Origin of the sequence: Streptomyces sp. NPDC001985, assembly GCF_040296845.1 — a bacterium.
In the GTDB taxonomy this organism is placed as follows: Bacteria; Actinomycetota; Actinomycetes; order Streptomycetales; family Streptomycetaceae; genus Streptomyces.
The window spans coordinates 1-24,735 of sequence record NZ_JBEOYB010000036.1; the positions used below are offsets into that span (position 1 = coordinate 1).

The window sequence follows — 24,735 nt, forward strand, 5'->3', positions numbered from 1 at the left end:
CATGGCGCGGGGAGAGCAGTTCGCGGATCGTGCGCTAGATCCGGTCGCGCAGCCCGTCGTCGAGGGCCGTGCCGGGGCAGGTCCGGGCCGGCTCCGGATCAGCCGGCGATGTCCTCCTGGATGATCCGTTCCATGTTCCGTTCCGCGAGGGCGGTGATGGTGACGAAGGGGTTCACCCCGATGGAGCCGGGCACCAGCGAGCCGTCGACGACATAGAGCCCGGGGCAGCCCGCGGCGCGTCCGTATCCGTCGGTGGCCCGGCCCAGGACGCAGCCGCCGAGCGGGTGGTAGGTGAAGTCGTCGGCGAAGGTCCGGTTGCCGCCGAAGAGGTCGTAGCGGTGGATGGTGCCGTTGGCGCGGTTGAGGCGGTCGAAGAGCGACCTGGCCGCGCGGAGCGATGGCTCGTTCTGCGAGCGCGTCCAGTCGAGCCTCGCCGAGTCGGTGGCGGCGTCGTAGCGGAAGCTGCCGCGCTCGGGGTTCCTGGTGATCGCCAGATAGAGGCTGATCCAGTGTTCGAGGCCCATCGGCAGCGGGGCGATCTCGGCGAAGACCGGGCCGACGGGGTTGCCGGGGTCGTCGATGCCCAGCACGGGCATGGTCGACTGCCGGACGCCGACGGGGTCCCAGAGGTGGTTGGCGCGGGCGGTCATCACATTGCCGTTGGGGCCCCAGCCGAGGCCGACCTCGCCGTTCAGCTCCGGCAGCGCCCCGGTCTCCCGGGCGCGCAGCAGGAGTTCGGTGGTGCCGAGGCTGCCGGCGCCGAGGAAGAGCCGGGCGCAGGCGATCTCGTCGGTCCGGGTGACGCGGCCGGAGAGGTCGGAGCGGTCGACGGTCAGGACGTACCCGTCCCGCTGCCGGCGGATGGCCCGGGCCCGGCTCATGGTCTCGATGGTGACGTTGCCGGTGGCGAGGGCGGCGGCGAGATACGACTTGTCGAGGCTGCGCTTGCCGTGGTTGTTGCCGTAGAGGACCTCACCGGCCAGGGCCGACCGGGGGACCTGGCCGGCCGCCTCGCGGCGCATGTAGCCGAAGTCGTAGACGTTGGGCACGAAGACGGACTCCAGGCCGGCGCGGCGGGCGTGGGCGCGGGAGACCCGGGAGTAGCGGTACCACTCGGTGGACTCGAACCAGGCCGGGTCGATGTCGTTGACGCCGAGCATCCGGCGGGCGCGCGGGAAGTAGGTGCCGTACATCGCGTCGGCGTCGACGCCGGGCAGGATCCGGGAGAAGTAGGAGCGGGGCGGGGTGACCGCCATGCCGCCGTTGACCAGCGACCCGCCGCCGACGCCCCGGCCGAGGTAGACGGACATGTCGCCGTGGCTGACCCGGTCCAGGACACCCGGGTAGGGGGCGATGCCGCGGTTGATGACATCCAGCCAGAGGAAGGTGGCGAGCGGTGCCTCGGTGCGGGTGCGGAACCACATGGACCGCTTGTCGGGGCTGATGGTGGGGCAGAAGAGCTTCCCGTCGGGGCCGGGGGTGTCCCAGAGCCGTCCCATCTCCAGGACGACGGTGCGGACCCCGGCGAGACCGAGGCGGAGCGCGGCGACGGCCGCGCCGTATCCGGAACCGATGACGACGGCGGGGGCGTGGTCGCCGGCCGGGGGTTCGGCGGCCGCGGCCGAGGAGAGTCCGATACGGGTGAAGCCGAGGGCCGCGGCGGTCTGGAGGGCGGCGGCGCCGAGCATATGACGGCGCGTCAGATGTAAGCTCATGGGCTGATCATCGGTGAGAACCGGAGTTCTGCCCATACCGCGTGGCAGAGAATCCGATTCCGGCCGGACGCACGACGTGGCGCGCCGATCGACGAAGTGTCAGGAACGTCCCGTCATATCCGGTGGATGACCGGGACGGCCGACGGCGGCGGACGACGCCCGGGCGCGGGTCTCAGAGCAGGGTGCGGAGCCGCTCGGCCAGCAGATCCCAGCGCCACTTCTCCTCGACCCAGCGCCGGCCGCGCTCGCCCATCCGGCGGCGCAGCTCCGGGTCCTGGAGCAGTGCGACGATCCGTTCGGCGGACTGGGGCGCGGAGCCGCCGGTGACCACCCAGCCGGTCTCGCCCTCCAGCACGGCGTCCGGCGCGCCGCCGGAGTCGCCCGCGACGACCGGCAGCCCGGTGGCCGACGCCTCCAGGTAGACGATCCCGAGGCCCTCCACGTCCAGACCGCCCCGGCGGGTGCGGCAGGGCATGGCGAAGACATCACCGGCGCCGTAGTGGGCGGGCAGCTCCGACCACGGCACCGCGCCGGTGAAGCACACGGAGGCGGCGACGCCGGTCTCCCGGGCGAGCCGCCGCAGATCGGACTCGTAGGGGCCGCCGCCGACGATCAGCAGAACCGTCTCCGGGACCTGGGCGAGGATGGCGGGCAGCGCGCGGATCAGGGTGTCCTGGCCCTTGCGGGGCACCAGGCGGGAGACACAGACCACCACGGGGCGGTCGCTGAGCCCGAGCCGCGCGCGGACCGCGGCGCCGCCCGAGTCCGGGTGGAAGGTCTTCTCGTCCACACCGGGCGGGAGCTGCGCCATGCGGGCGGCGGCCTCCGGGGTGAGCGCGGCGGCGATCCGGGAGCGGGTGTACTCGCCCAGATAGGTGATCGTGTCCGTGCCCTCGCCGATCCGGCGCAGCAGCTGCCGGGCGGCGGGCAGCTGCGCCCAGCCGGCCTCGTGGCCGTGCGAGGTGGCGACCAGCCGCCGCGCGCCCGCCCGGCGCAGGGCCGGCCCCATCAGCCCGAGCGGGGCGGCGGCGCCGAACCACACCGACGCGCAGCCGTGCTCGCGCAGCAGCCCGGCCGCCCTGCGGGTGACCGCGGGGGTGGGCAGCAGCATCGTCGCGCGGTCGCGCACGACGGTGAACGGCTGCTCGGCGTCGAACGCGGCGGTCGCCTCCACGCCCTCGCGCCCCCGCTTCCAGGTGGAGGCGTAGACCACCAGGCGGTCCGGGTCCAGCCGGAGCGCCATGTTGTGCAGAAACGCCTGGATGCCGCCGGGGCGCGGCGGGAAGTCATTGGTCACGATCAAGGTCTTGTGCATGGTCAGCCGACAGTACCGAAATCCGGGGAGGGCGCCGAACGGCCCTGCCCGATCGCCGGGCGGTGGCGCGCACGGCATCATGGGGCAGCTTCGCAAACCATGACGAACTGGACGAGATCTCATGACGGGCGCATACGGCGGCCCCCGCACCCGGCTCCTGGTGTGGGTGATCACCCGGGCGGGTCTGCTGCTGTGCGTCTCCAAGGTCCTGCCGTTCCCGGGCCCCGATGTCACCACCGATGTGTCGGTGATCTACCGGGGCTGGTACGAGATCCTGCGCACCGGGGTCTTCCCGCTCTCCGACGTCACCTGGCAGTACCCGCCGGGCGCGGCGCTCGCGATCCTCGCGCCCGGGCTGCCGCCGTTCTCCCTCCTCGGGTACGCGGGGGGCTTCTTCGCGTCGGTGCTCGTCTGCGACGCGGCGGTGTACGCGCTGCTGGCGTACGCGGGCGGGCGGGCCGGGAGGTCGCCGCGCGGGGCGTGGGTGTGGACGGTGGGGGTGCCGCTGCTCGGGCCGACCGTCTACGCGCGGTACGACCTGATGGTCACCGCCGTCGCGGTGGCGGCGCTGCTGGCGGGGGCGCGGCGGCCCCGGGTGCTGGGGGTGCTCGCGGGGTTCGGGGCGCTGCTCAAGGTCTGGCCGGTGCTGCTGCTGGTGGGGGTCCCGCGCGGCCGGGCGACCCGGCGGGCGTGGGCGGCGGCCGGGGTCACCGCGGGCGGGCTGACGCTGGTGTTCCTGGCGGCGATGCCGGGGGCGCTGGCCTTTCTGACGTTCCAGCGGGACCGGGGGACGGAGGTGGAGTCGCTGGGGGGAATGGTGTTCCACGCCGCCCGGTACGCGGGCTGGGAGGGGAGGGCGGTGCTCCACTACGGCTCGGTGGAGTTCCTCGGGCCGTATGTGCCGCTGGTGTCGGGGGTGGCGCTGGCGCTCGCGGTGGGGGCGCTGGGGTGGGTGGTGGTGTGGCGGGTACGGGTGCGGGAGTTCGGGCCGGCGACGCTGTGCGACGCGGCGCTGGTGGCGGTGCTGCTGTTCACGGCGACGAGCCGGGTGATCAGTCCGCAGTACATGGTGTGGGTGGTGGGGGTGGGGGCGGTGTGCATGACGTTCGGGGGGAGCAGGATGGGTGGGGTGGTGGGGGTGGTGTTGGGGGCGACGGGGATGACGGGGTTGGAGTTTCCGGTGTGGTTTTCGGGGGTGGTGGCGAGTGAGGGGGCGGGGCTGGTGGCGCTGACGCTGCGCAACGCGCTTCTGGTGGCCGCGACGGCGCTCGGCTGCGCGCGCCTCTGGCCGCCCTCGGGCAGGCCCTCCGCGGTGCGCGGCCCCGCGGACACCCCCAGCCGATCCACCGTGTGAGCCCCCGCGCGACGGGACACCCGAGCAAACCCGGCCCGCCCCGGGGCACCCCCAGGGGCAGCTCCGGGGAAGCTCGCCCGCACCGTGCGGGCCGGGGTTCGGGGGGTTCGGGGGCCACCCCCGCGCCTCAAACGCCGGCGAGGCTGCATGTACCCCGGATCACCCGCCCAGGCGGTGGGCGAGATACGTGCGCCACCGGGTGGTGAAGGCACGGGGAGTGGTGGACAGGATGTCGGACATCGCCTTCTCCACCGCCGCCCCCCGGTGCTCCCCCGCCCCCACCACCCGGTAGAACTCCGCCAGCCTCCTCTCCCCCCACTCCTCCGCGATCAGCTCGCACGCCAGCCACCCTCCCTCGTACGCCCGGGCCAGCTCCTGCGGCGTCCCGCCGAAGGCGAAGTCCCCGTCCGAGGGAAGCTCCGCCGGAAGCGCACCGCGCCGCACCTCGCGGCGGAGTTCCGGGGCCGTCTGCGGGGCGGTGCGGTCGGTGGCGCGGTAGGCGACCCAGTCCGCGTACCCCTCGGAGAGCCACATGGGCGTCGCCGGTGAGGTGTGCGCGCGGGTCGCCACATGGGTGGTCTCATGGGTCAGCACCACCTCCTTGCCGAACTCCCCGAGCACCCCGTACGCCGCCGGATTGACGATCACCCGGTCCGCCGGCGACTCCCCCGACCCGCCGGTCTCCCCGGTGGTGACCGCCGCGATCCCCCGGTACCCGGAGGCCGGCGCCCCCAGCAGCGCCCCCATGTCCTCCAGCGTCGACGGGACGAGGATCACCACCCGCCCGGCCCAGCGGGACGGCCACGCCGCCGTGACGGCCGGCACCGAGCGGTCGGCGGTGACCGCGAGCGCCTCCAGCCGGGCGGGCTCCTGGCCGACCCCGAGGATCAGGCTCCGCTTCCCCCGCACCACCGTGACCTCGCCCTGCTCCCAGAGCTGCTCGGCGCCCCCCTCGGCGACCCGGTCCGCCGTCACGTACCAGCGGTCCCCCTCCCGGACCAGCTCCAGCGTCCGGGCGGCGGTCACCGGCCCCTTGTCGTACCCGCTGACGCGGTAGCGCAGCTCAGCCCCGGCCACGGCCCGGTCCCCCCGGCGGTCCACCGCGCCGAGCCGGTACTCCCACGACCCGAACGGCACCCGGGCGAGACCGCGGAAGCGCCGGGACTCCTCGGCCCGCAGCCGCTCCGCCCCCGGGGCGACCGCCGCGAGATAGCCGCGCTCGTCACCGGCGAGGACCGCCGCCGCGCGGGCGTCGAGGGTGCGCTGGATGGAGCGGACGGCGGCGTCGGACGCCGGGGCCGAGGTACCGCACCCCGTGAGGAGCGCGGGCGCCATCAGGGCCGCCGCGAGCGAGAGCCCCGCCGTCCGCACCACCGCGCGCCGTCCGTATCCGTGATCCGCCACGCCGCCGATCGTACGGAACGCGGCCCGGGTCAGACGCGTGTGACCGAGGAGACCGGCATCATGCCGACCGGGTCGTAGCGCACCGCGGCCCCCGGATAGGGCGCGTGCACGACCTGGCCGTTGCCGGCGTACATCCCGATGTGGCTGGCGTCGTCGCGGTAGGCGACCAGATCGCCGGGCCGGGCGTCGGCGAGCGCCACCCGCCGGCCGGCGCCGCGCTGGGCCTGGGAGGTGCGCGGCAGCCCGACACCCGCCTGCCCGTACGCCCACTGGGTGAGCCCGGAGCAGTCGAACCCGGCGGGCCCGTTGGCGCCCCACACATAGGGGCGGCCGACCGCTCCGCGCGCGGCCCTGAGCGCGGCGGCGGCCCGGGAGGAGGCGGGCGCCGCGCCGGCCGGGCCGGGCGGGGCGTCGTCCCGCCGGGCGCGCGAGGCCCGGTCGTACCGCTCCCGCTCCCGCGCCGTCAGGGAGTTCAGCAGCCGCTGGGCCTCGGTGAGCCTCCGCTCCACGGCCCGCTTGTGGCGGCCCACCGCGGCCCGGCTGCGCTCCAGTTCGGCCAGCGCGCGGGCGGCCTCGGCGCGCTGCTGGGCGAGATCGCGCCGCACCCGCTGGAAGTCCCGCAGGACCCCGTGCTGGTGTTCGCCGATCCGCTGGAGCGCCTCGGCGCGGGCGAGATAGGTGTCGGGATCGGAGGAGAGCAGCAGATCGAGGGTGGGGTCGACCCCGCCCGAGCGGTACTGAGCCCCGGCGACCGAGCCGAGCGCCTGCCGCATCCGGTTGATCCGCTCCTGTCCGCGCGCCACCCCGTCCTGGGTCCTGGCCACGACCCGGCGCAGCTCCCCGGCCCGCTCGCCCGCCTCGTTGAACTTCTCGGTGGAGCGCTCGGCCTCCGCGAACAGCCGGTCCACCCGGGTCTGCGCGCTCCGCGACGACGGCGTCCGCGGTGTGTCGTGCGGGTCGGCGCTCGCGGGTACGGCCCCGAGAGCGGCGGCGGCCGTGGCCGCGGCCGCCGCGGTCAGGACCGTGGTCCTGGCGCTGTGAGTGAGGCCGGGCTGTGAGGGCCGTCGATGGGACACCACGGACCGCGCTCCCTTCTGCGGATACACAGGGGCTGTTGCGCGGCAGACAGTAGCCGGGTGACCACGGGGCGGCCAAAGACCCCGGAGGGCGCGCGCGACCGCGCCCCGCCGGGAGACCACAGGTCACCGGCGGGGCGCGGCGTCAGCGAGGGGAGCGGGAATTCGCCCGATTGGGCGGCACGGCCGGGCCTTTCGGCGGCCCGGCCGGGTGGGGCGCCGGGTCAGACGCGCACGCCGAACATGTACGGCATGTTGTTGATGGACTCGTACCGCACCACCGCGCCGGTGCGCGGGGCGTGCAGGATCTGGCCGTTGCCCGCGTAGAAGCCGACGTGGTGCAGGTCGGAGTAGAAGAACACCAGGTCCCCGACCTGGAGATCGCTCTGCGAGTTGATGCGGGTGCCGATGCCGGTCTGGGCCTGCGAGGTGCGGGGGATGGAGATGTCGGCCTGGGCGAAGGCCCAGGAGGTGAGGCCCGAGCAGTCGAAGGAGTTGGGGCCGGCGGTGCCGTAGACGTACGGCACCCCCAGCTTGCCCTGGGCCGCGCTGTACGCGGCGGCGGCCCGCCCCGACGCGGGCTTCCCGGAGCCGGGCGTACCGGTGTCGGTGTTGGTGGCGGGCTTCTTCGCGGACTCGGTGCCGGTGGTGCCGGTGGCGTTGGTGAGGTCCTCGCGCTCGGTGGCGCGGTTGGCCCGCTCCTCGGCGCGCTCGGCCTTCTCGGCCTCCTCGCGCTTGAGCGCCGCCCGCTCCGCGGCGGTGAGGGAGTTCAGCAGCCGCTGGGCCTCGCCGAGCTTCGCCTGCACCTCGCTCTTCTTGGCGCCGAGTTCCTCGCGGGTGTCGGCGAGGTCGCCGAGCTTCTCCTGCGCCTCCTTGCGCTGCTGCGCGAGGGTCCGCTGCTTGGTCTGGATCTCGGTGATCGCCTCGGTCTGCTTGGCGCCGAGCTGGTCCAGCGCGGACGCCTTGTCGAGGTAGTCGTCCGGGTCCGAGGAGAGGAAGAGCTGGAGGGAGGGGTCCATACCGCCGGAGCGGTACTGGGCGCTGGCCACCGAACCGAGGCTGTCGCGCAGCTCGTTGAGCCCGTCCTGGCCGCGGGCGACCTTGTCCTGGAGGTTGTCGACCTGCTTCTGAAGCTTGCCCTGCTGCTCCTTGGCGCCGTTGAGCTTCTCGGTGGCCTTCTCGGCCTCCTGGTAGAGCTTGTCGACCTTCTCCTTGACATCGTTCTTGCTCGGCTTGGGATCGGCCTGAGCGGTCTGGGAGGTGAGGGCCACAGCGGCGGCGGCGGTCGCGGTGAGCACGGTCACACGGGCGCGGCTCGGATGCTTGGGACGACGGTGGGACGCCACGAAGGACGGCTCCTTCTTCCTCTGAGCCGCCTACCGGGAGGGGACGCCCCGGCTCCGCGCGCACAGCTCCCCCGGGAGACTGCTGAGGCGCACGGACTCGGCGGTCCTCCGCTGCCACCCCGGATGGGTGATCTACCGCGCGAAGGTTCGAAGCCTGACCTTAGTGACCCACTTGTGATCACTTCAAATCCTGCCGGGAAAAATCTCGGTCACGGAGGCATTCTTTACTCGTATCGCACCCGCCGTAAGGGGCATTTGACCGTCTGTTTCGATCACTTCCGAATGAATCCGGGCATTGGCACCATGAGTTGACATCGACCCCATGGCGGAGAGCGCGGTTCACCCGGCGCGGCGGACCCGGTCGGGACTCAGACCCGGGAGAGCCGCTTCAGCAGCAGCAGCGAGGCGACCGGCCGCGCCCCCACCTTCGCCACCCCGTCGGCGACCTCGCGGTCGGTGGAGACCACCACCACGGGCCGGCCCGGCGGCTCCGCCCGCACCAGCTGGCGGATCAGCTCGTCGGCGGTCACCCCCGGCTTGGAGAAGAGCACCCGCACCCCGCGCGGCGGGGCGAGCAGCACCGGGGCCGCCAGCTCCGCGCCGTCGAAGACGCAGGTGATCTCCGCCCCGGTCTGGGCGGCCAGCACCGAGAGCCCGCCGAGCAGCCGCAGCCGCTGCTTCTCCAGCGGCATCGTGGGATAGCCGGTCTTGGTGACGTTGTAGCCGTCCACCACCAGATGGGCCTGGGGCAGCGCCAGCAACTGGTCGAGCAGGGCCGGATCGGTCTCGGAGAGCGCGCGGGCGGCGATGTCCTTGGGGGACATCCGGCCCGGCTCGACCGCGTCGACCGTGTCGGCCGGGTGGAGGGAGGCGGGCGGCAGCGCCAGCTCGCGGCGGAGCCCCTGGGCCGCGTCCAGCACGGTGTCCAGCAGCAGCCGCAGCCGCATGTCCTCGATCGAGCGGCCCTCCCTGGCCGCCCTGCGCCCCGCCTCCACGGCGGCCTCCGCCTCGCCGAGGCGCGCCTTGAGCCGCCGGGTCTCGCTCTCGGCCGCCGACACCTGGGCGGCGCTCTCCGACCGCACGGTCTCGATCTCGGCGGCGGCCCGGCGCAGCGCGGCCTCCCCGCGCTTGATGTCGCTCTGGGCGCTGCGGACCTTGCGGCGCAGCGACTCGGCCTCCTTGCGGACGGTCTCCAGCTCGGTCCGCAGCCGCTCGGTCTCGCTCTTGGTCAGCCCCCGGGCGTCCGCCAGCTCCTCGCGGAGCCGGTCCAGCTCGCGCCGGCCCGCCTCGTCCGCGCGCTCGGCATCCGCGCGCAGGGCCTCCTCGCCGGCCGCGGCGACGAGTTTCACCCATCCGGTGGGCCGGAGCACATAGGCCGCGGCGGCCACATCGAGGGGGTCGGCGGCGGCGGGCGGCGATCCGGCGGCCAGGGCGGCGCACAGCTCGGTCTGCACCTGGGTGAGCCGCTCGCCGATGCGCTGCCGGAAGAGGGGATCGCTCTCCAGCGCCGCGGCCATCGCGTTCCCCGCGAACTTGGCCCGCCGGGAGGGGGTGAACCGGGCGTACTGCCGCAACTGGGGCGGGAGTTCACCGACGGTGAGCCCGCCGAAGGCGTCCGAGACCAGTGCCACGACCCGGCGCCGGACGCCTTCCGGCAACGGCCGGTCGAGCGCCTCGGCGGCGTCCCCGGCCGCACCGGCCGGTTCGGCGCCGCTGTCAGGCTGCTCCACGATCCGTCACCCCATACCCTCCGCGGGGACCCCGTCAGGAGTCCGCGCCTGGCCTGTCCACCAGCTCGATCTTGTCCACGGCGTTGCACCAGCGGCAGCGCACGGACTCGATGGTCTCACTGAGAACCTCGCGCTCCTCGACCTTGGGCTCTCCGGCCAGGTCCAGATGGACGTATTCGACGACCTTCGACGAGCGGGTGACATCGAAGCGGGTGAGATTGCCGCAGAGTGCGCAGCGCCAGCGGGTGCCGGCGGTCGGCGAGGGAACCGTCGTCATGAGTGCCGTCCTCTTTCGTCGTCCGGATGCGGTTGCCGCGGTGCGCCGTCGAACTGCGGGTGTACTCCCCGTAACTCTATGGCCTCAAGGGGGTCCAGGGGCACGGCGAGGCGCTCTGTACCGTTCCGTTCCACTAAGCCATGATCTGTCCATGGTCGATTGGCGGGGCGTGGCCCTGGGCGCGTTCCGGGGGGCGGCGACGGGGCCCTCCGTGACATACGGAGTGATCGCCGTCTGCAGTGCGGTCTTCCTGGTCAGCCCGGTGTCGGGGCTGAATCCGGACTACGGGACGGGGGACGCGCTGCTGGCGGCGCAGAGCGGCTACTTCGAGCGGTGGGGGGTGATCCCCTCCGCGTTGACGAGCGGCGACCCCGGAGCACTGCTGACCCCGTTCACCGCGCTCTTCGTCCACGGGAACTGGCTGCATCTGCTCGGCAACATGCTCTTTCTCTACGTCTTCGGCGCGATGGCCGAGGAGCGTGTGGGACAGCTGGAGTTCACGGTCTTCTACGCGATCACGGGGTATGTCGCGCTCTTCGCCTACGCGGCCGCCAACGCGGGGTCCGACCAGACCCTGGTGGGGGCCTCGGGAGCGATCTCGGGGGTGCTCGGGGCCTTTCTCTTTCTCTTCCCCCGGGCACGGGTCACCAGTCTCTTCCCCTTCCTCTTCTTTCTGCCGCTGCGCTTCCCCGCCTGGATCGTGCTGGTCTTCTGGTTCGCGCTCCAGTGGCTGGCCGCGTCGGGCGCGGGCAGCGGGGGGCCCGGTGTGGCGTATCTGGCACATCTCGTGGGGTTCGGGGCCGGGTTTCTCTACGCATGGGGACGTTTCGGCCGTAGGGCTAGAGTGAAGACCCCAGCAGCGGCCACCGAGGGAGAAAGCAAGCCGTGATCACCGCGATCGTGCTCATCAAGACCAGCGTGGACCGCATCCCCGAGATCGCGGAGTCGATCGCCTCGCTGGAGAGCGTCAGCGAGGTCTTCTCCGTGACCGGCACCTACGACCTGATCGCGATGGTCCGGGTGGCCCGGCACGACGATCTCGCCGAGGTGATCCCGGGCCGCATCAGCAGGATCGCCGGGGTGGAGGCCACCGACACGCATGTGGCGTTCCGCACCTACTCCCAGCACGATCTGGAGGCGGCGTTCGCGATCGGACTGGATTCCTGAGGCGAAAGGGCCCAAGATGAGGAATTCCTCATCTTCGTCTCATCCAGCCTCCCGAGTGGTCTGGCCAGTATCGAACACATGGTCTTCTCTCATCGCATAGCGGCCCTGGCCGCGGTCGTCGCGATCCCCCTGGGGATCGCGGTGACCAGTTATGCCCTCACCGACAGTCCGGACGACCGCAAGGTCCCGCCGAAGGTGGAGCTCCAGACGAGCTCACCGGCGGACCCGTCCGGCTCCCCGGGGTCCGGCTCCTCCGGGGAGCCCGACCCCTCGCAGTCCTCCTCGGCGCGGCCCACCCCCAGCGACGAGACGCTCACCCCGCCGCCGTCCGGCTCCTCACCCTCGTCACGGCCGACGGACGAGACCGTCCCGCAGCCACCGGTGCGGGAGAACCCCCCGGGTGACGACAACGACGACGACGGCAACGGACAGGGCGACGACGGCCCGGGCGGCGACGACTCCGGTGACGACGGCTGACCCCGTACGACGCTGGGTCTCCGCACGGCTGCGCATCCTCCTCTGGCTGCTGCTCGTCATGGCGGTCGCCCTGGGTGCCGTGGCCACCGCCACCCGCTCCGTACTCCTCCGCGATGTGGACCATCGGATCAACGGACTCCTGGTGCAGGAGGCCGCTGAGTTCGCCAACTTCGTCCGGCAGGGGGTCGACCCCCGCGACGGGAAGAAGTTCACCGCCCCCGACCCCCTGCTGAGGCTCTTCCTGGCACGCCAGTACGCCGACCCGGACGAGGAGCTCCTCGGACTCGTCGGCCGGACCGGCACCCACCCGGCCACCAAGGCACAGGAGCGGGAGGCACGGGCCTACAGCCCTCTCGCCACCGACAAGCACGCGCTGTCGGCCGTCTTCGACTCCCCCGACTCCGCCGGCACCCTCAACCGTCCCCAGGGCGAGGTCCGCTGGGCCAAGGTGGAGATCGACTCCGGCCCCGCCCACCCGCCGGCGGCGTTCGTCGTCGCGATCCACCCCAAGGGCGAACAGGACAAGGCCAATGACGTCTTCACCATGCTGCTCGCCATCTCCGGGGTCGCCCTGCTGATGACGACCGGGATCGGCTGGGCCGTCGCGGGCCGCATCCTCCAGCCCGTACGCCTGGTGCGCACCACCGCGGCACAGCTCACCGAGCAGGATCTGACCCGGCGCATCCCCGTCGAGGGCCGCGACGACATAGCGGCGCTCGCCGAGACCTTCAACGCCATGCTGGACCGGCTGGAGCGGGCGTTCGCCGCCCAGCGGGAGTTCGTCGACGACGCCGGCCACGAGCTGCGCACCCCCATCACCATCGTCCGCGGCCATCTGGAGCTGATGGGCGACGATCCGGGAGAACGGGAGGAGACCGTACGGATCGTGATGGAGGAGCTGGACCGGATGAGCCGGATCGTGGAGGACCTCCTCCTCCTCGCCAAGGCCGAGCGGCCCGACTTCGTCACCCCCGAACCCGTGCAGCTCGGGGAGCTGACCGCCGATGTCTTCGTCAAGGCACGGACCCTGGGCGAGCGGGACTGGACGTTCGCCGGGGCCGTCGACGCCGAGGTGCTGGTGGACGCCCAGCGGATCACCCAGGCCATGGTCCAGCTCGCCCAGAACGCCGTCCAGCACACCGTCCCCGGCCAGCGGGTCTCCATCGGCTCGCGCAGCCTGGAGGACTCCATGGAGCTGTACGTCGCCGACACCGGGCCCGGGGTGCAGCCCCAGGACGCCGATGTGATCTTCGAGCGGTTCCGGCGCGGCACCGCGCGGCGCGGCGCGCGGGCCACCGGCGCGGGGCTCGGGCTCGCCATCGTCAAGGCCATAGCGGAGGGCCACGGCGGACGGGTCGAGCTGCGCCCCACCGACGGCGGCGGCGCCACCTTCGTCCTCGTACTCCAGAGAGAAGCGACCCTGTGAACCGGATACTCATCGTCGAGGACGAGGAACGCATCGCCTCCTTCGTGGAGAAGGGGCTGCGCGCCAACGGCTTCACCACCACCGTCGTCGGGGACGGCGAGGCCGCCTACGACTACGCCGTGACCGGCGGTTTCGATCTGATCGTGCTGGACATCGGACTGCCCGGCAAGGACGGCTTCACCGTACTGCGGCAACTGCGCGAGGCCCGGATATCGGTCCCGGTCATCGTGCTCACCGCCCGGGACTCGGTCCGCGACACCGTGGCCGGGCTGGAGGGCGGCGCCGACGACTGGATGACCAAGCCCTTCCGCTTCGAGGAACTCCTCGCCCGGGTGCGGCTGCGGCTGCGCACGGCCGCCCGCGCCCCCGAGGTCACGGTGCTGCGCAACGGGGAGCTGAGCCTTGATCTGCGCACCCGCCGGGCCCGCTCCGGCGAGCGGATGGTGGACCTCACCGCGCGGGAGTTCGTCCTCCTGGAGCTGTTTCTGCGCCACCCCGGGCAGGTGCTCTCCCGGGAGCAGATCCTCTCCCATGTCTGGGGGTACGACTTCGACCCCGGCTCCAACATCGTCGACGTCTATGTCCGCGCGCTCCGCAAGAAACTCGGCGCGGGACGGGTGGAGACGGTACGGGGCATGGGGTACCGGCTTCCGGAATGAGCTGTTCCGCCCGCTTCCGGCCCGGTACCGCCACATGAGCGGGACCGGGCCCGCCCGTCCCCCCGTCGCGTGAAGTTCCTTTCATGAAGTGCTCATGGAGCGCTCACCGCCCGGGTGAAGCCTTTCTCATGTGACCATGAACCTGCGACAAGCGGCGACCCTGTGCGTGGCCCTGAGCATCTGCGCACTGCTCATCGTCCCCGGGAACTTCCCGGGGCTGAGCGGGGACGCCCGTATCACCCTCGCCGTCTTCGCCCTGGCGACCTGCGCCTGGATCGGCACCCCGATCGACGACACCTATATCGCGCTGGGCGCGGGGCTCGCGCTCACCGCGACGGGTGTGATCAGCAGCGATGAGCTGTTCGGGACCCTCGGCGACGACACGGTGTGGCTGCTGATCTGCGCCTTCGTGCTGGCCGCCGCGGTGGCCAGGACCGGGCTCGCCGGGCGGGCCGCGGCCTTCCTCGTCGGCGGCGCCCGCACCGTACGGCAGTTGGTCCATCTGACCACCGCCGCGCTCGTGGTCACCGCCTTCGCCGTGCCGGCCACCTCGGGCCGGGCCGCGCTCGCCATGCCGGTCTTCCTCGCCCTGGCGAAGGCGCTCTCCGACCGCAAGCGGCTGGTCGTGATGCTGGCGCTGCTCTTCCCCACCGTCATCCTGCTCTCGGCGGTGGCGACCCTGATCGGCGCGGGCGCCCATCTGATCACCGTCTCGGTGCTCTGGGAGGCCGCGGGCGAGCGGATCGGATTCACCGAGTGGCTGCTCATCGGGCTGCCGCTGGCCGTGGTCTCCTCCCATCTGGCGGCGGAGGTGGTGCTGTTCACCACCACGGGACGGGAGGACCGCCGGGGTCCCGTGCACATCACCGCCGAACAGATCCAGGAGCACAGCGACAAGCCCGTCATCGGGCCCTGGGAGGCCGCCGAGACACGGTGCGCCCTGCTGCTGGCGACCGTGGTCGCGCTCTGGTGCAGCGAGCCCCTGCACCGGGTGCCGCCCGCCGTGGTCGCGCTGATCGGGGCCATAGTGGCGGCCTCCCCGGCGCTCGGCACCGTACGGCTCAAGGACGCGCTGAAGACCGTGCCGTGGGCGCTGCTGCTCTTCATGGCGGCGACCATGGCGATGGGCGTGGCGCTCGCCGACTCCGGGGCCGCGAAGTGGCTGGTGGGCGGGGTGCCGCTGGATCTGCCGCCGTGGCTGTTCCTCGGGGTGGTGGTCGCGGTCTCCACCGTGGCGCACCTGGTGCTCCAGTCCCGCTCGGCGAGATCCTCCGTCCTGGTGCCGCTGGTGGTCGCCGCGGCCGTGGGCGCCGGGGTGAACCCGGTGGCCGCCGCCCTCGCCTCCACCGCCGCCGCCGGCTTCTGCCACACCCTGCCCGCCTCCGCGAAGCCGGTCACGCTCTTCGCCGAGATCCCCGGTGTCCCCACCTACACCCCGCGCGATCTGCTGCGGCTCTCCGCCGTGCTGGCGCCGCTGACGGCGGCGCTGGTGCTGCTCTTCGCGATCGCCGTCTGGCCGCTGCTCGGGATTCCCGTCAGCTGACGCGAAGCCCCCCGCCCAACGGCGCGCCGTGCCCGCGCCCCGGCTCCCTCACACCCTCTCTTTCTCTGTCAGGAGTTCTCACGATGCTGACCCGATTCGCCATCGCCCCCAGCGGTTTCAAGGAGTCCCTGTCCGCGCAGTGCGCCGCCGAGGCCATCGCCGAAGGGGTGCGCAGGGTGATCCCCGACGCGGAGATCGATCTGATCCCGCTGGTGGACGGCGGCGAGGGGACGGCCCAGGCCCTGGCCACCGCGTCCGGCGGACGGCTGGTGCGGCTGCGGGCCACCGGGCCCACCGGGGAGCCCATCGATACCCACTTCGCGCTCCTCGGGGACCGGGAGGAGACCGCGGTGGTCGAGATGGCCGCCGTCGCCGGGCTCTCCCTCGTACCGCGCGATCTGCGCGACCCCGGCGCGACCACCACCTATGGCGTCGGTGAGCTGATCCGGGCCGCGCTCGACACCGGCGCCCGCCGGATTCTCGTCGGCTGCGGGGACTCCGGCACATCGGACGGCGGCGCCGGGGCGCTCCAGGCCCTCGGCGCCCGGCTGCTCGACGAGGCGGGCGAGGAACTGCCGCGCGGCGGGCGGGAGCTGATCCGGCTGGCGCGCGTCGACATCGCGGAGCTGGACCCCCGGCTCGCCGAGACGGAGATCCGGGTCGCCTGCAACCCCTTCAACGTGCTGTGCGGGGAGCGCGGGGTGGCCAGGGTCTTCGGGCCGCAGAAGGGCGCGACACCCGCGCAGGTGGAGCAGTTGGCGGCGGGGCTGGAGCACTGGGCCGGGATTCTGACCCGGGATCTGAGGGTCCGCGCCGATCTGTGCGGGGGCCCCGGGACCGGGGCCTCGGGCGGTCTCGGCGCGGGTCTCGCCGCGCTCGGCGCGGCGCTGCTGCCGCGCTTCGACGTCCTCCTCGACCATCTGGACCTGGACGCCCGGCTCGCCCGCGCCGATCTGGTCCTCACCGCCGAGGGCGCCCTCGACCACCAGACCCCGCGCGGGAAGGTCCCGGCGGAGGTGGCGCGGCGCGCCAAGCTGTACGGGCGTGAGGTGCTGGCCCTCGCGGGGACCATCGGCGAGGGCGCGCACCTGGTGCGGGCCGAGGGGGTGGACGCGTACAGCGCGATCCTGCCGGCGCCGGTCAGCCTCACGGAGGCGCTCGGGCGCGGCGGGGAGTTCCTCGCCGACGCCACCGAGCGGGCCCTGCGGATGGTGCTGATCGGGACCCGGCTACCGGATCACGCGGAGGCGGTGTCCGGGACGCACCGGCCGTCCTCGGTGCGGTAGTTCCACCGCGCGCCCTGGGAGACCAGCTCCCGCACGGCGCGTACGAAACGCTCCACGTGCTCGTCGGGGGTGCCCGCGCCGAAGCTGACCCGGATCGCGTTCAGGGAGCGCTCCCCCGGCTCGCCCTCCGGCGCGCCGCACTCGCCCGGGTCCCGCGGGTCGCTGCCGAGGAGGGTGCGGACCAGGGGGTGGGCGCAGAAGAGGCCGTCCCGGACGCCGATGCCGTACTCGGCGGAGAGGGCCGCGGCGAAGTGGGAGCTGTTCCAGCCCTCCACCACGAAGGAGATCACTCCGACGCGCGGGGCGTCGTCCCCGAACAGCGAGAGGACTCTGACCTCGGGGACCTCGGCGAGACCGGCGAGGACGGTGGAGACCAGCTGCTGTTCGCGGGCGACGAGGGTGTCGAAACCGGCCTCGGTGAGGGCCTTGCAGGCGGAGGCGATGGAGTAGACGCCGATCACGTTCGGCGAGCCGGCCTCGTGGCGGGCGGCGGTGGTGTGCCACTCGACGTCGACCCCGCCGTCGGCACGGCGGGCCACCTTCCGGGAGGCACCGCCGCCCGCGAGGTAGGGCTCGGCGCCCTGGAGCCAGTCGGCGCGCCCGGCGAGGACACCGGAGCCGAAGGGCGCGTACAGCTTGTGCCCCGAGAAGGCGACCCAGTCGACGTCCAGCTCACGGACCGAGAGGGGGTGGTGGGGGGCCAGTTGGGCGGCGTCGAGGACGATCCGGGCGCCGTGGGCGTGGGCGGCGGCGGTGAGTTCCCGTACGGGCCACAGCTCACCGGTCACATTGGACGCGCCGGTCACACAGACCAGCGCGGGGCCGTGGGGGTCGCGGTCGGCGAGGGCGCGCTCCAGGGTGGTGACGGCCTCGGCGGGGGTGCGGGGGGCGTTGAGGTAGGTGACGCGGGCGTCACGCCACGGCAGCAGCGAGGCGTGGTGCTCGGTCTCGAAGACGAAGACCTCGCAGCCGGCGGGGAGCGCGGCGGCGAGCAGATTGAGCGAGTCGGTGGTGGAGCGGGTGAAGACGACCTGGTCGTCGTCGCGGCAGCCGAGGAACTCGGCGACGGTGGCGCGGCTGTTCTCGAAGAGGTCGGTGGAGAGCTGGGAGAGATAGCCGGCGCCCCGGTGGACGCTGCCGTAGTACGGGGCGTAGGCGGCGACATCGTCCCAGACGCGCTGGAGGGCGGGGGCGCTCGCGGCGTAGTCCAGGGCGGCGTAGGTGACTTCGCCGCCGGTGACCAGCGGGACGGTGACATCGCGGCCGAGGACGGGGAGGGGGGCGCGGAGGGTGGTGTCGGCGGCGGTGTTGGAGCGTGCGGACATGGCGAGATCTCCCGGCGGGACAGGCGGAATGGCTTCTCTGGCGGTACGCGTGGGCGCGCCTCGGGGGCGCTCGGCGTACGGGGGTGCCTCGGCGCACGCGGGGATGTCCGCGTGGGTGGAGGGTGTGCTGAAGAAGGGGCGTTCAGCCCTATCGCATTCGCTTGCTCACGAGACTGCTCCCTTGAGGACCAGGACCCCAGGGCGTGCAGGGGTCCGCGCTTGCCGCGGACCTCGCTGCCCACGGCCTGGTCTTCACCCGGGGCACCCCGCCACGGACGGAGGGTTGCCGGACAGCGGGCCGGGGCCGTAGTCGCTGTCGCTCATGACCTGCGAAGACGTTAAGCCACCCACAGTTCCCGGCGCAACCCTGTCCCGTATCCCGGGATGTCGATGCCTCTGCGCCGAGGCCGGAGTCAGCCGCGCCCGCCGGACCGGCCCACGCCTGGCCCCGCACCCGACCCCGCCGAGCCGACGGCGGCCAGGCACCGCCGGAGACCCCGGTGGGGGCATCGCGCCGTCGCGGCGGAGAAGGACGGGCGGCACCCCACCACCGGGTGAGTGAGGCCCCCATCCCGCCGCGGCGGGAGACCACCACGACGGCGGGGGCCGGCGGTGCCCGCCCTCCCCCGGAGGGGCTACGCGTTGGTCGCGGTGATCCAGTGGGTCAGGGCACTCGTCGCCGCGCCCGAGTCGATGGCCTCGGCGGCGCGGGTGACGGCCGCGGCGAGCTGGTCGGTGAGAGCGGCGTCGGTCGGGGTGAGGGCCACCAGCGCCGCCGCCGAGTTCAGCAGGACCGCGTCCCGCACCGGCCCCTTCTCCCCGGCGAGGACCCGCCGCGCGACCTCCGCGTTGTACGAGGCGTCCGCGCCCCGCAGGGCCTCCATCGGGACGAGGGGAATCCCGATGTCCCGGGGGTCGAAGGCCTCCTCCCGCACCGAGCCGTCGCGTACCACCCACACCCGCGACGTCGCCGTCGTCGTCAGCTCGTCCAGCCCGTCGTCCCCCCGGAACACCAGCGCCGACGAGCCGCGCTCGGCCAGCACCCCCGCCAGGATGGGCGCCATCCGGGCGTCGGCGACGCCCGTCGCCTGGGCCTTCACCCGGGCCGGGTTGGTCAGCGGACCCAGGAAGTTGAAGACCGTACGCACTCCGAGCCCCTTGCGGGCCGCCGCCACATGCCGCAGCGCCGGGTGGAACTTCGCCGCGAAGCAGAAAGTGATCCCCGCTTCCTCCGCGACCTCCGCCACCCGCTGCGGCGTCAGCTCCAGATTGACCCCGAGCTTCTCCAGCACATCCGACGCCCCCGAAGCGCTCGACGCCGCCCGGCTCCCGTGCTTGACGACCTTCGCTCCGGTGCCGGCCAGGACGATCGCGGCCATCGTCGAGATATTGACCGTGTTGGCCCCGTCCCCGCCCGTCCCCACGATGTCCACCGTCGGCCCGGGCACCTCGATCAGGTTCGCGTGCCCGTACATGGTCCGTACGAGCCCGGAGATCTCCTCGACGGTCTCGCCCTTGGCCCGCAGCGCCACCGCGAACCCCGCGATCTGCACATCGGTCGCCTCACCGCTCATGATGCGGTCCATCGCCCACGCGGCGGCGGTCTCGCTCAGGTCGCGGTTGTCCAGCAGCGCGTTCAGCACACGGGGCCAGGAGAGGTCCGCCACGCTGTCGCCGCCGACCGGGGTCACAACGTTCATGGTCCGCTCCAGGTCCAGCTGGGAAAGAGGTGGTCTGGCTCCCACCCTATCCAGCCCCGGGGGACAGCGAAGAGCCCCGTCCAGGCAGTGGACGGGGCTCCCGCTGTGGCGATCGTGACGATCAGTTCAGGTGATCAGTGGTGGCCGTGGCCGCTGGTGATCTCCTTGTACTCCTCGGCGGTGGGCTTGGCGATCTGGTTCCCCTCGCCGTAGAAGCCCTGGCTGAGCTTGGCCTGGGTCTTCTTGACGAGCGAGACCTTCCGCCGGACGCCGTTCTCGTCGACCTCCGGGCCGATCTCCAGCGGCTTGTACTGCTCGTGCGAGGTGAGCCGGTACAGCTCGCCCTGGCTGAGCGGCTCGTGGACCTCGACGAACTCACCGTGCGGCAGGCGCTTGATGATGCCGGACTCGCGCCCGTGCAGCACCTTCTCCTTGTCGCGGCGCTGGAGGCCGAGACAGATCCGCTTGGTGATGATGAAGGCGAGGACCGGTCCGGCGAAGAAGAAGATCCGGACGAACCAGGTGATCGCGTTGATCGACAGGTTGAAGTGCGTGGCCACGATGTCGTTGCCACCGCCCAGCAGCATGATGAAGTACGCGAACAGCCAGGCCACACCGAAGGCGGTACGGGTCGGGGCGTTGCGCGGGCGGTCCAGGATGTGGTGCTCGCGCTTGTCCCCGGTGACCCAGGACTCGATGAACGGATAGACCGCGATCGCGCCCAGCACCAGCGGGAAGACCAGCAGCGGGATGAAGACACCCAGGGCCAGCGTGTAGCCCCCGAAGTTGATCTCCCAGCCCGGCATCACACGGATCAGACCCTCGGCGAAGCCCATGTACCAGTCGGGTTGCGCACCCGTGGAGACCTGGTCGACCCGGTAGGGGCCGAGTGCCCAGATGGGGTTCAGCGTGGCGACCGCGGCGACCACCGAGATGATGCCGAAGACCAGGAAGAAGAAGCCTCCGGCCTTCGCCATGTACACCGGCAGGAACGGCATGCCGACGACGTTCTTCTCGGTCTTGCCGGGGCCCGCGTACTGCGTGTGCTTGTGGTAGGCGACCAGGATCAGATGGCCCACCACCAGGGCGACCATGATGCCCGGCAGCAGCAGGATGTGGATCGAGTAGAACCTGGCCACGAAGTCGTGGCCGGGGAACTCCCCGCCGAACAGGAACATCGAGATGTACGTGCCGACGATCGGCACGGACAGGATCGCGCCCTGGACGAAGCGGACACCGGTGCCGGAGAGCAGGTCGTCCGGGAGGGAGTAGCCGGTGAACCCGGTGAACATGCCCAGGACGAGCAGCAGGAAGCCGAAGAGCCAGTTGACCTCGCGCGGCTTGCGGAACGCGCCCGTGAAGAAGACGCGCATCATGTGGACCATCATCGCCGCGACGAAGATCAGGGCGGCCCAGTGGTGGATCTGCCGGATGAGCAGACCGCCGCGGACATCGAAGCTGATCTCCAGCGTCGACGCGTACGCCTCCGACATCCGGACGCCGTGCATCGGCTCGTAGGTGCCGTGGTAGACGATCTCGTTCATCGACGGGGTGAAGAACAGCGTCAGATACACACCCGTGAGGATGATGATCACGAAGCTGTAGAGGCAGATCTCACCCAGCATGAAGGACCAGTGGTCCGGGAAGATCTTCCGCATGTTGGCCTTGGCGAGGCTGTAGATGCCCAGCCGGCCGTCGGCCCAGTCCGCGACCCGCTCACCGGCGGGTGCTTTGCGCTCAGTGCGCTTGTTCTCAGTTGCAGTACTCATCCGCGCTCCCAGAAGGACGCACCGACCGGCTCGTCGAAGTCGCCGAGCGCTTCGAGGTTGCCCTCCGCGTTCACACCGATCCGCAGCTGCGGAAGGGGGTGACCGGCGGGGCCGAAGATGACCCGGGCGCCGTCGGAGAGGTCGAAGGTGGACTGATGACACGGGCAGAGGGCGTGGTGCGTCTGCTGCTCGTACAGGCTGATCGGGCAGCCCACGTGGGTGCAGATCTTCGAGAAGGCGACGATGCCCTCGTGCGACCACTCCAGCTCGCGCTTGTCCTTGATGTCGTCGGGACGAATCCGGACGATCATCAGGGCGGCCTTGCCGATCTGGATCTGGAAGTCGTGCGCGTCGTCCTTCAGGCCCTCGGGCATGGCGAAGACCAGCGAGCCGACGGTGATGTCCTCGGGACGCAGCGGCTCATGCGTGTTCATGTTGATGAGCTGCTTGCCCTTGGCCCAGAGCGTCTCCCGGAGCTTGCGCTCCGGCAGCGGACCGAGGTCGCGCAGAAGCACCACACCGGTCAGCGGGACCAGCGCCAGCGCACCGAACATCGTGTTCCGGATGAGCTTGCGGCGGCCGAGGCCCGACTCCGCGGCACCGGCCGCGAACTCGCGCATGACATGGGCCTTGACCTCGGGCGGCGCCTCGATGGCGTGCCGGTCGTCGGGGACCTCCAGGTCGGACATCAGGGTGCGGGCCCAGTGGACCGCGCCCGCGCCGATGAAGAAGAGGGCCCCGCCGAGCGTCCAGCCCAGCGAGAAGTTCAGCGCGCTGACCCGGCCGAAGGGCCAGATGTAGACCAGCTTGTCGGCCGGGAAGGCGACGAAGGAGGCGATGAACGCGACCGTGGAGAGCATCGACAGCGTGAACAGGAGCGCGACGGTGCGCTCGGACCGCTTGGCGGCCCGCTCGTCGATGTCCTGGATACGCGGCTTGTGCGCCGGCAGCCCCGGGTCGTGGAACGGATCTTCGTCCACCCGCTTGGCCACGGCGGTGCCGCCATGGCCGCCCGCGCCGTGCGCGGTGCCCTGCTCGTCCGGCAGGTTCTCTTCTGGAATGTCTTGGCTACTCATGACTTCTTGGCCTTAGCGGTGTGGGCCGCGACCCAGACGGCGGTTGCGATCAGCGCACCGAGACCGAAGATCCACGCGAACAGACCCTCGCTGACGGGACCGAGCCCGCCCAGCGTGAGACCGCCGGGGCTCGACGCCTTCGTGGACTCGTTCATGGTCTCGACATACGCGATGATGTCCTTCTTCTCCTTCTCCGGCATCACGCCGTCGGGGAAGGAGGGCATGTTCTGCGGGCCGGTCTGCATGGCCTCGTAGAGATGCTTGTTGCTGACGCCCTCCAGCGTGGGGGCGTACTTGCCGTTGGTCAGCGCGCCACCCTTGCCGGTGAAGTTGTGGCACTGGGCACAGTTGGTGCGGAACAGATCGCCACCCTTGGCCACGTCCGCGCCCTTGGGGCTGTACTGCTCCTCGGTGGGGGTGATCGGACCGGCGCCCAGCGAGGCGACGTACGCCGCGAGCTGGTCGATCTCGGCCTGGGTGTAGACGACCTTCTTCTTCGGCACCTGGGCACCGGGCTGCTGCGCCGGCATACGTCCGGTGCCGACCTGGAAGTCGACGGCTGCGGAGCCGACACCGACCAGGGACGGACCGTCTGTGGTGCCCTCACCGCCGGTTCCGTGGCAGCTCGCGCAGCCAACGGTGTACAGCTTCTTGCCCTCCTCGATGGCGAGGGACTGGGAGGTTGGTTCGGCCTGTGCCTTGTCCGCGGGTGCGAACGCGGCGTACAGCCCCCCGGTGGCCGCCAGCGCGAGGAGTAGGACGACGAACGCCGCCAGCGGATGGCGTCGTCGTGCGGAGAGCTTTTTCACGGATTACCCCGGTGTCAGGATTTTCTGCGTCGATGCTTCTGGACTGTGTCTGCTCGGGCGAGGACGCCCGCGCCCGTTACTTGATCATGTAGATCGTGGCGAAGAGGCCGATCCAGACGACATCGACGAAGTGCCAGTAATAGGACACGACGATGGCGGAGGTTGCCTGCTCATGAGTGAATCTCCTGGCCGCGTACGTCCGCCCCAGGACCAGCAGGAAGGCGATCAGGCCGCCTGTCACGTGCAGTCCGTGGAAGCCGGTGGTCAGGTAGAACACCGAACCGTAGGGGTCCGACGAGAGCGAGACCCCGTGCTGGACCAGCTCGGTGTACTCGTACACCTGTCCACCGACGAAGATCGAGCCCATGATGAACGTGATGATGAACCACGTTCGGAGCTTCTTCACATCGCCGCGCTCGGCGGCGAATACGCCGAGCTGACAGGTGAGAGAGGAGAGCACCAGGATCGTGGTGTTCGTCGCCGAGAACGGAAAGTTCAGAAGGTCAGCCCTTGAGGACCAGTACTCGGCACCCGTAACCGAGCGCAGAGTGAAGTACATCGCAAAGAGGGCCGCGAAGAACATCAGCTCGGAACTCAACCAGATGATGGTTCCTACGCTGACGAGGTTCGGCCGATTGACCGACGGGTGCGCGTGCCCGGTTTCTACTGTCGTTGCTGTCGCCACGACCGACATTATGTCGGTCGCTTATCCCGCCCTCACTCCGGGGGGTGCCGTTCGGTGTGTCAGTGGCCCCTGTGCTGCCCGAACGGCCCAGCGGCAGGGAGCCCGAACCGCTGTTTACCGACGGGGTGAGCGAGTAGCATCCGCCCCATCGGTACCTGATCCAGGGCTCCAACGACGCGGAGGAACCATGCAGCCGACCGCCACCGTGCTGGTCTACAGCGATGACGCCAACACCCGCGAACAGGTCCGGCTGGCCTCCGGGCGCAGGCCGGCGGCCGATGTTCCCCCGGTCGAGTTCATCGAGTGCGCCACCCTGCCCGCCGTGCTGGAGCGGCTGGACGCCGGCGGGGTGGACGTCTGTGTGCTGGACGGCGAGACCGTGCCGGCGGGCGGCATGGGGGTCTGCCGGCAGATCAAGGACGAGATCTTCAACTGCCCGCCCGTGCTGCTGCTGATCGGCCGCCCCCAGGACGCCTGGCTGGCCACCTGGAGCCGCGCGGAGGCCGCTGTGACGCTTCCGGTGGAGCCGGTGGAGTTCGCGGACGCGCTGGCCGCGCTGTTGCGCGAGAGGCTCGGTGTGGGCGCCTGAGGGCCCC

Annotated in this window: 22 protein-coding genes and 1 riboswitch; of the genes, 9 read left to right on the forward strand and 13 right to left on the reverse strand. The window is 71.8% G+C overall.

Features of this window, described 5'->3' with window-relative positions; genetic code table 11:
* Window positions 1-98 precede the first annotated feature (98 nt).
* Window positions 99-1,715: a GMC oxidoreductase gene (locus tag ABT122_RS17905; protein WP_351552454.1), complete on the reverse strand. Its 1,617-nt coding sequence runs from the start codon at window positions 1,713-1,715 to the stop codon at window positions 99-101.
* Between the two features lie 172 nt (window positions 1,716-1,887).
* Window positions 1,888-3,030, reverse strand: coding sequence for a glycosyltransferase family 4 protein (locus tag ABT122_RS17910; RefSeq protein WP_351552457.1), 1,143 nt, complete (start codon window positions 3,028-3,030; stop codon window positions 1,888-1,890).
* Window positions 3,031-3,151: 121 nt separating this feature from the next.
* On the opposite strand from ABT122_RS17910, the gene ABT122_RS17915 reads away from it, so the two are divergent.
* On the forward strand, window positions 3,152-4,384 hold the full coding sequence (locus tag ABT122_RS17915) for a glycosyltransferase 87 family protein (RefSeq protein ID WP_351552460.1): 1,233 nt from the start codon (window positions 3,152-3,154) through the stop codon (window positions 4,382-4,384).
* A 159-nt stretch (window positions 4,385-4,543) separates the two neighbouring features.
* On the opposite strand, the gene ABT122_RS17920 is transcribed toward ABT122_RS17915, so the two are convergent.
* The 5 genes from ABT122_RS17920 to ABT122_RS17940 form a co-directional block, all read right to left on the reverse strand.
* A complete protein-coding gene (locus ABT122_RS17920) occupies window positions 4,544-5,788 on the reverse strand; it encodes a hypothetical protein (RefSeq protein ID WP_451068054.1) in 1,245 nt (414 codons plus the stop codon).
* A gap of 29 nt (window positions 5,789-5,817) precedes the next feature.
* Window positions 5,818-6,867: a C40 family peptidase gene (locus ABT122_RS17925; RefSeq protein WP_351552463.1), complete on the reverse strand. Its 1,050-nt coding sequence runs from the start codon at window positions 6,865-6,867 to the stop codon at window positions 5,818-5,820.
* Between the two features lie 221 nt (window positions 6,868-7,088).
* Window positions 7,089-8,210 carry a C40 family peptidase gene (locus ABT122_RS17930; protein WP_351552466.1) on the reverse strand — a complete coding sequence of 374 codons (1,122 nt, stop codon included), beginning with the start codon at window positions 8,208-8,210 and terminating at the stop codon, window positions 7,089-7,091.
* Between the two features lie 368 nt (window positions 8,211-8,578).
* Entirely contained in the window at window positions 8,579-9,940 is a 1,362-nt protein-coding gene (locus tag ABT122_RS17935) for an NYN domain-containing protein (RefSeq protein WP_351552469.1), read from the reverse strand.
* Between the two features lie 34 nt (window positions 9,941-9,974).
* On the reverse strand, window positions 9,975-10,217 hold the full coding sequence (locus ABT122_RS17940) for a hypothetical protein (protein ID WP_351552472.1): 243 nt from the start codon (window positions 10,215-10,217) through the stop codon (window positions 9,975-9,977).
* A gap of 151 nt (window positions 10,218-10,368) precedes the next feature.
* Here ABT122_RS17940 and ABT122_RS17945 point away from each other — a divergent pair, with 151 nt between their 5' ends.
* The 7 genes from ABT122_RS17945 to ABT122_RS17975 all read left to right on the forward strand — a co-directional run bounded on the left by ABT122_RS17945 (window position 10,369) and on the right by ABT122_RS17975 (window position 16,775).
* On the forward strand, window positions 10,369-11,106 hold the full coding sequence (locus ABT122_RS17945) for a rhomboid family intramembrane serine protease (RefSeq protein ID WP_351552475.1): 738 nt from the start codon (window positions 10,369-10,371) through the stop codon (window positions 11,104-11,106).
* Window positions 11,103-11,384 carry an Lrp/AsnC family transcriptional regulator gene (locus ABT122_RS17950; RefSeq protein ID WP_351552478.1) on the forward strand — a complete coding sequence of 94 codons (282 nt, stop codon included), beginning with the start codon at window positions 11,103-11,105 and terminating at the stop codon, window positions 11,382-11,384. Before ABT122_RS17945 ends, ABT122_RS17950 begins: the two co-directional genes overlap by 4 nt.
* A gap of 78 nt (window positions 11,385-11,462) precedes the next feature.
* The gene (locus tag ABT122_RS17955) at window positions 11,463-11,861 is read left to right on the forward strand and encodes a hypothetical protein (protein WP_351552481.1); all 399 of its coding nucleotides are present in this window, start codon (window positions 11,463-11,465) and stop codon (window positions 11,859-11,861) included.
* Window positions 11,848-13,287, forward strand: a complete 1,440-nt coding sequence (locus ABT122_RS17960) for a sensor histidine kinase (RefSeq protein ID WP_351552484.1) — start codon at window positions 11,848-11,850, stop codon at window positions 13,285-13,287. Before ABT122_RS17955 ends, ABT122_RS17960 begins: the two co-directional genes overlap by 14 nt.
* Window positions 13,284-13,946: a response regulator transcription factor gene (locus ABT122_RS17965; RefSeq protein ID WP_351552487.1), complete on the forward strand. Its 663-nt coding sequence runs from the start codon at window positions 13,284-13,286 to the stop codon at window positions 13,944-13,946. Before ABT122_RS17960 ends, ABT122_RS17965 begins: the two co-directional genes overlap by 4 nt.
* A 136-nt stretch (window positions 13,947-14,082) precedes the next feature.
* Complete coding sequence (locus ABT122_RS17970; protein WP_451068052.1) at window positions 14,083-15,489, forward strand: SLC13 family permease; 1,407 nt, start codon at window positions 14,083-14,085, stop codon at window positions 15,487-15,489.
* Window positions 15,490-15,572: 83 nt separating this feature from the next.
* Window positions 15,573-16,775, forward strand: a complete 1,203-nt coding sequence (locus ABT122_RS17975; RefSeq protein ID WP_351552492.1) for a glycerate kinase family protein — start codon at window positions 15,573-15,575, stop codon at window positions 16,773-16,775.
* Here ABT122_RS17975 and ABT122_RS17980 read toward each other — a convergent pair.
* The 6 genes from ABT122_RS17980 to ctaE all read right to left on the reverse strand — a co-directional run bounded on the left by ABT122_RS17980 (window position 16,727) and on the right by ctaE (window position 24,148).
* A complete protein-coding gene (locus ABT122_RS17980) occupies window positions 16,727-18,100 on the reverse strand; it encodes an aminotransferase class V-fold PLP-dependent enzyme (RefSeq protein WP_351552495.1) in 1,374 nt (457 codons plus the stop codon). The two genes, ABT122_RS17975 and ABT122_RS17980, sit on opposite strands and share 49 nt — an antisense overlap.
* Window positions 18,101-18,310: 210 nt before the next feature.
* Window positions 18,311-18,428, reverse strand: a riboswitch (SAM riboswitch).
* Between the two features lie 307 nt (window positions 18,429-18,735).
* Window positions 18,736-19,800, reverse strand: a complete 1,065-nt coding sequence (gene trpD / locus ABT122_RS17985; protein ID WP_351552498.1) for an anthranilate phosphoribosyltransferase — start codon at window positions 19,798-19,800, stop codon at window positions 18,736-18,738.
* Between the two features lie 134 nt (window positions 19,801-19,934).
* Window positions 19,935-21,569 (reverse strand): cytochrome bc1 complex cytochrome b subunit, encoded by a 1,635-nt coding sequence (gene qcrB / locus ABT122_RS17990; protein ID WP_351552501.1) that lies wholly within the window; start codon window positions 21,567-21,569, stop codon window positions 19,935-19,937.
* Window positions 21,566-22,645, reverse strand: a complete 1,080-nt coding sequence (gene qcrA / locus ABT122_RS17995; protein WP_351552503.1) for a cytochrome bc1 complex Rieske iron-sulfur subunit — start codon at window positions 22,643-22,645, stop codon at window positions 21,566-21,568. Before qcrA ends, qcrB begins: the two co-directional genes overlap by 4 nt.
* A complete protein-coding gene (gene qcrC, locus ABT122_RS18000; protein ID WP_351552505.1) occupies window positions 22,642-23,454 on the reverse strand; it encodes a cytochrome bc1 complex diheme cytochrome c subunit in 813 nt (270 codons plus the stop codon). Before qcrC ends, qcrA begins: the two co-directional genes overlap by 4 nt.
* Window positions 23,455-23,530: 76 nt before the next feature.
* A complete protein-coding gene (gene ctaE, locus ABT122_RS18005; RefSeq protein WP_351552508.1) occupies window positions 23,531-24,148 on the reverse strand; it encodes an aa3-type cytochrome oxidase subunit III in 618 nt (205 codons plus the stop codon).
* A 178-nt stretch (window positions 24,149-24,326) separates the two neighbouring features.
* Here ctaE and ABT122_RS18010 point away from each other — a divergent pair, with 178 nt between their 5' ends.
* On the forward strand, window positions 24,327-24,728 hold the full coding sequence (locus ABT122_RS18010) for a DNA-binding transcriptional response regulator (protein ID WP_351552511.1): 402 nt from the start codon (window positions 24,327-24,329) through the stop codon (window positions 24,726-24,728).
* Window positions 24,729-24,735: the final 7 nt, after the last annotated feature.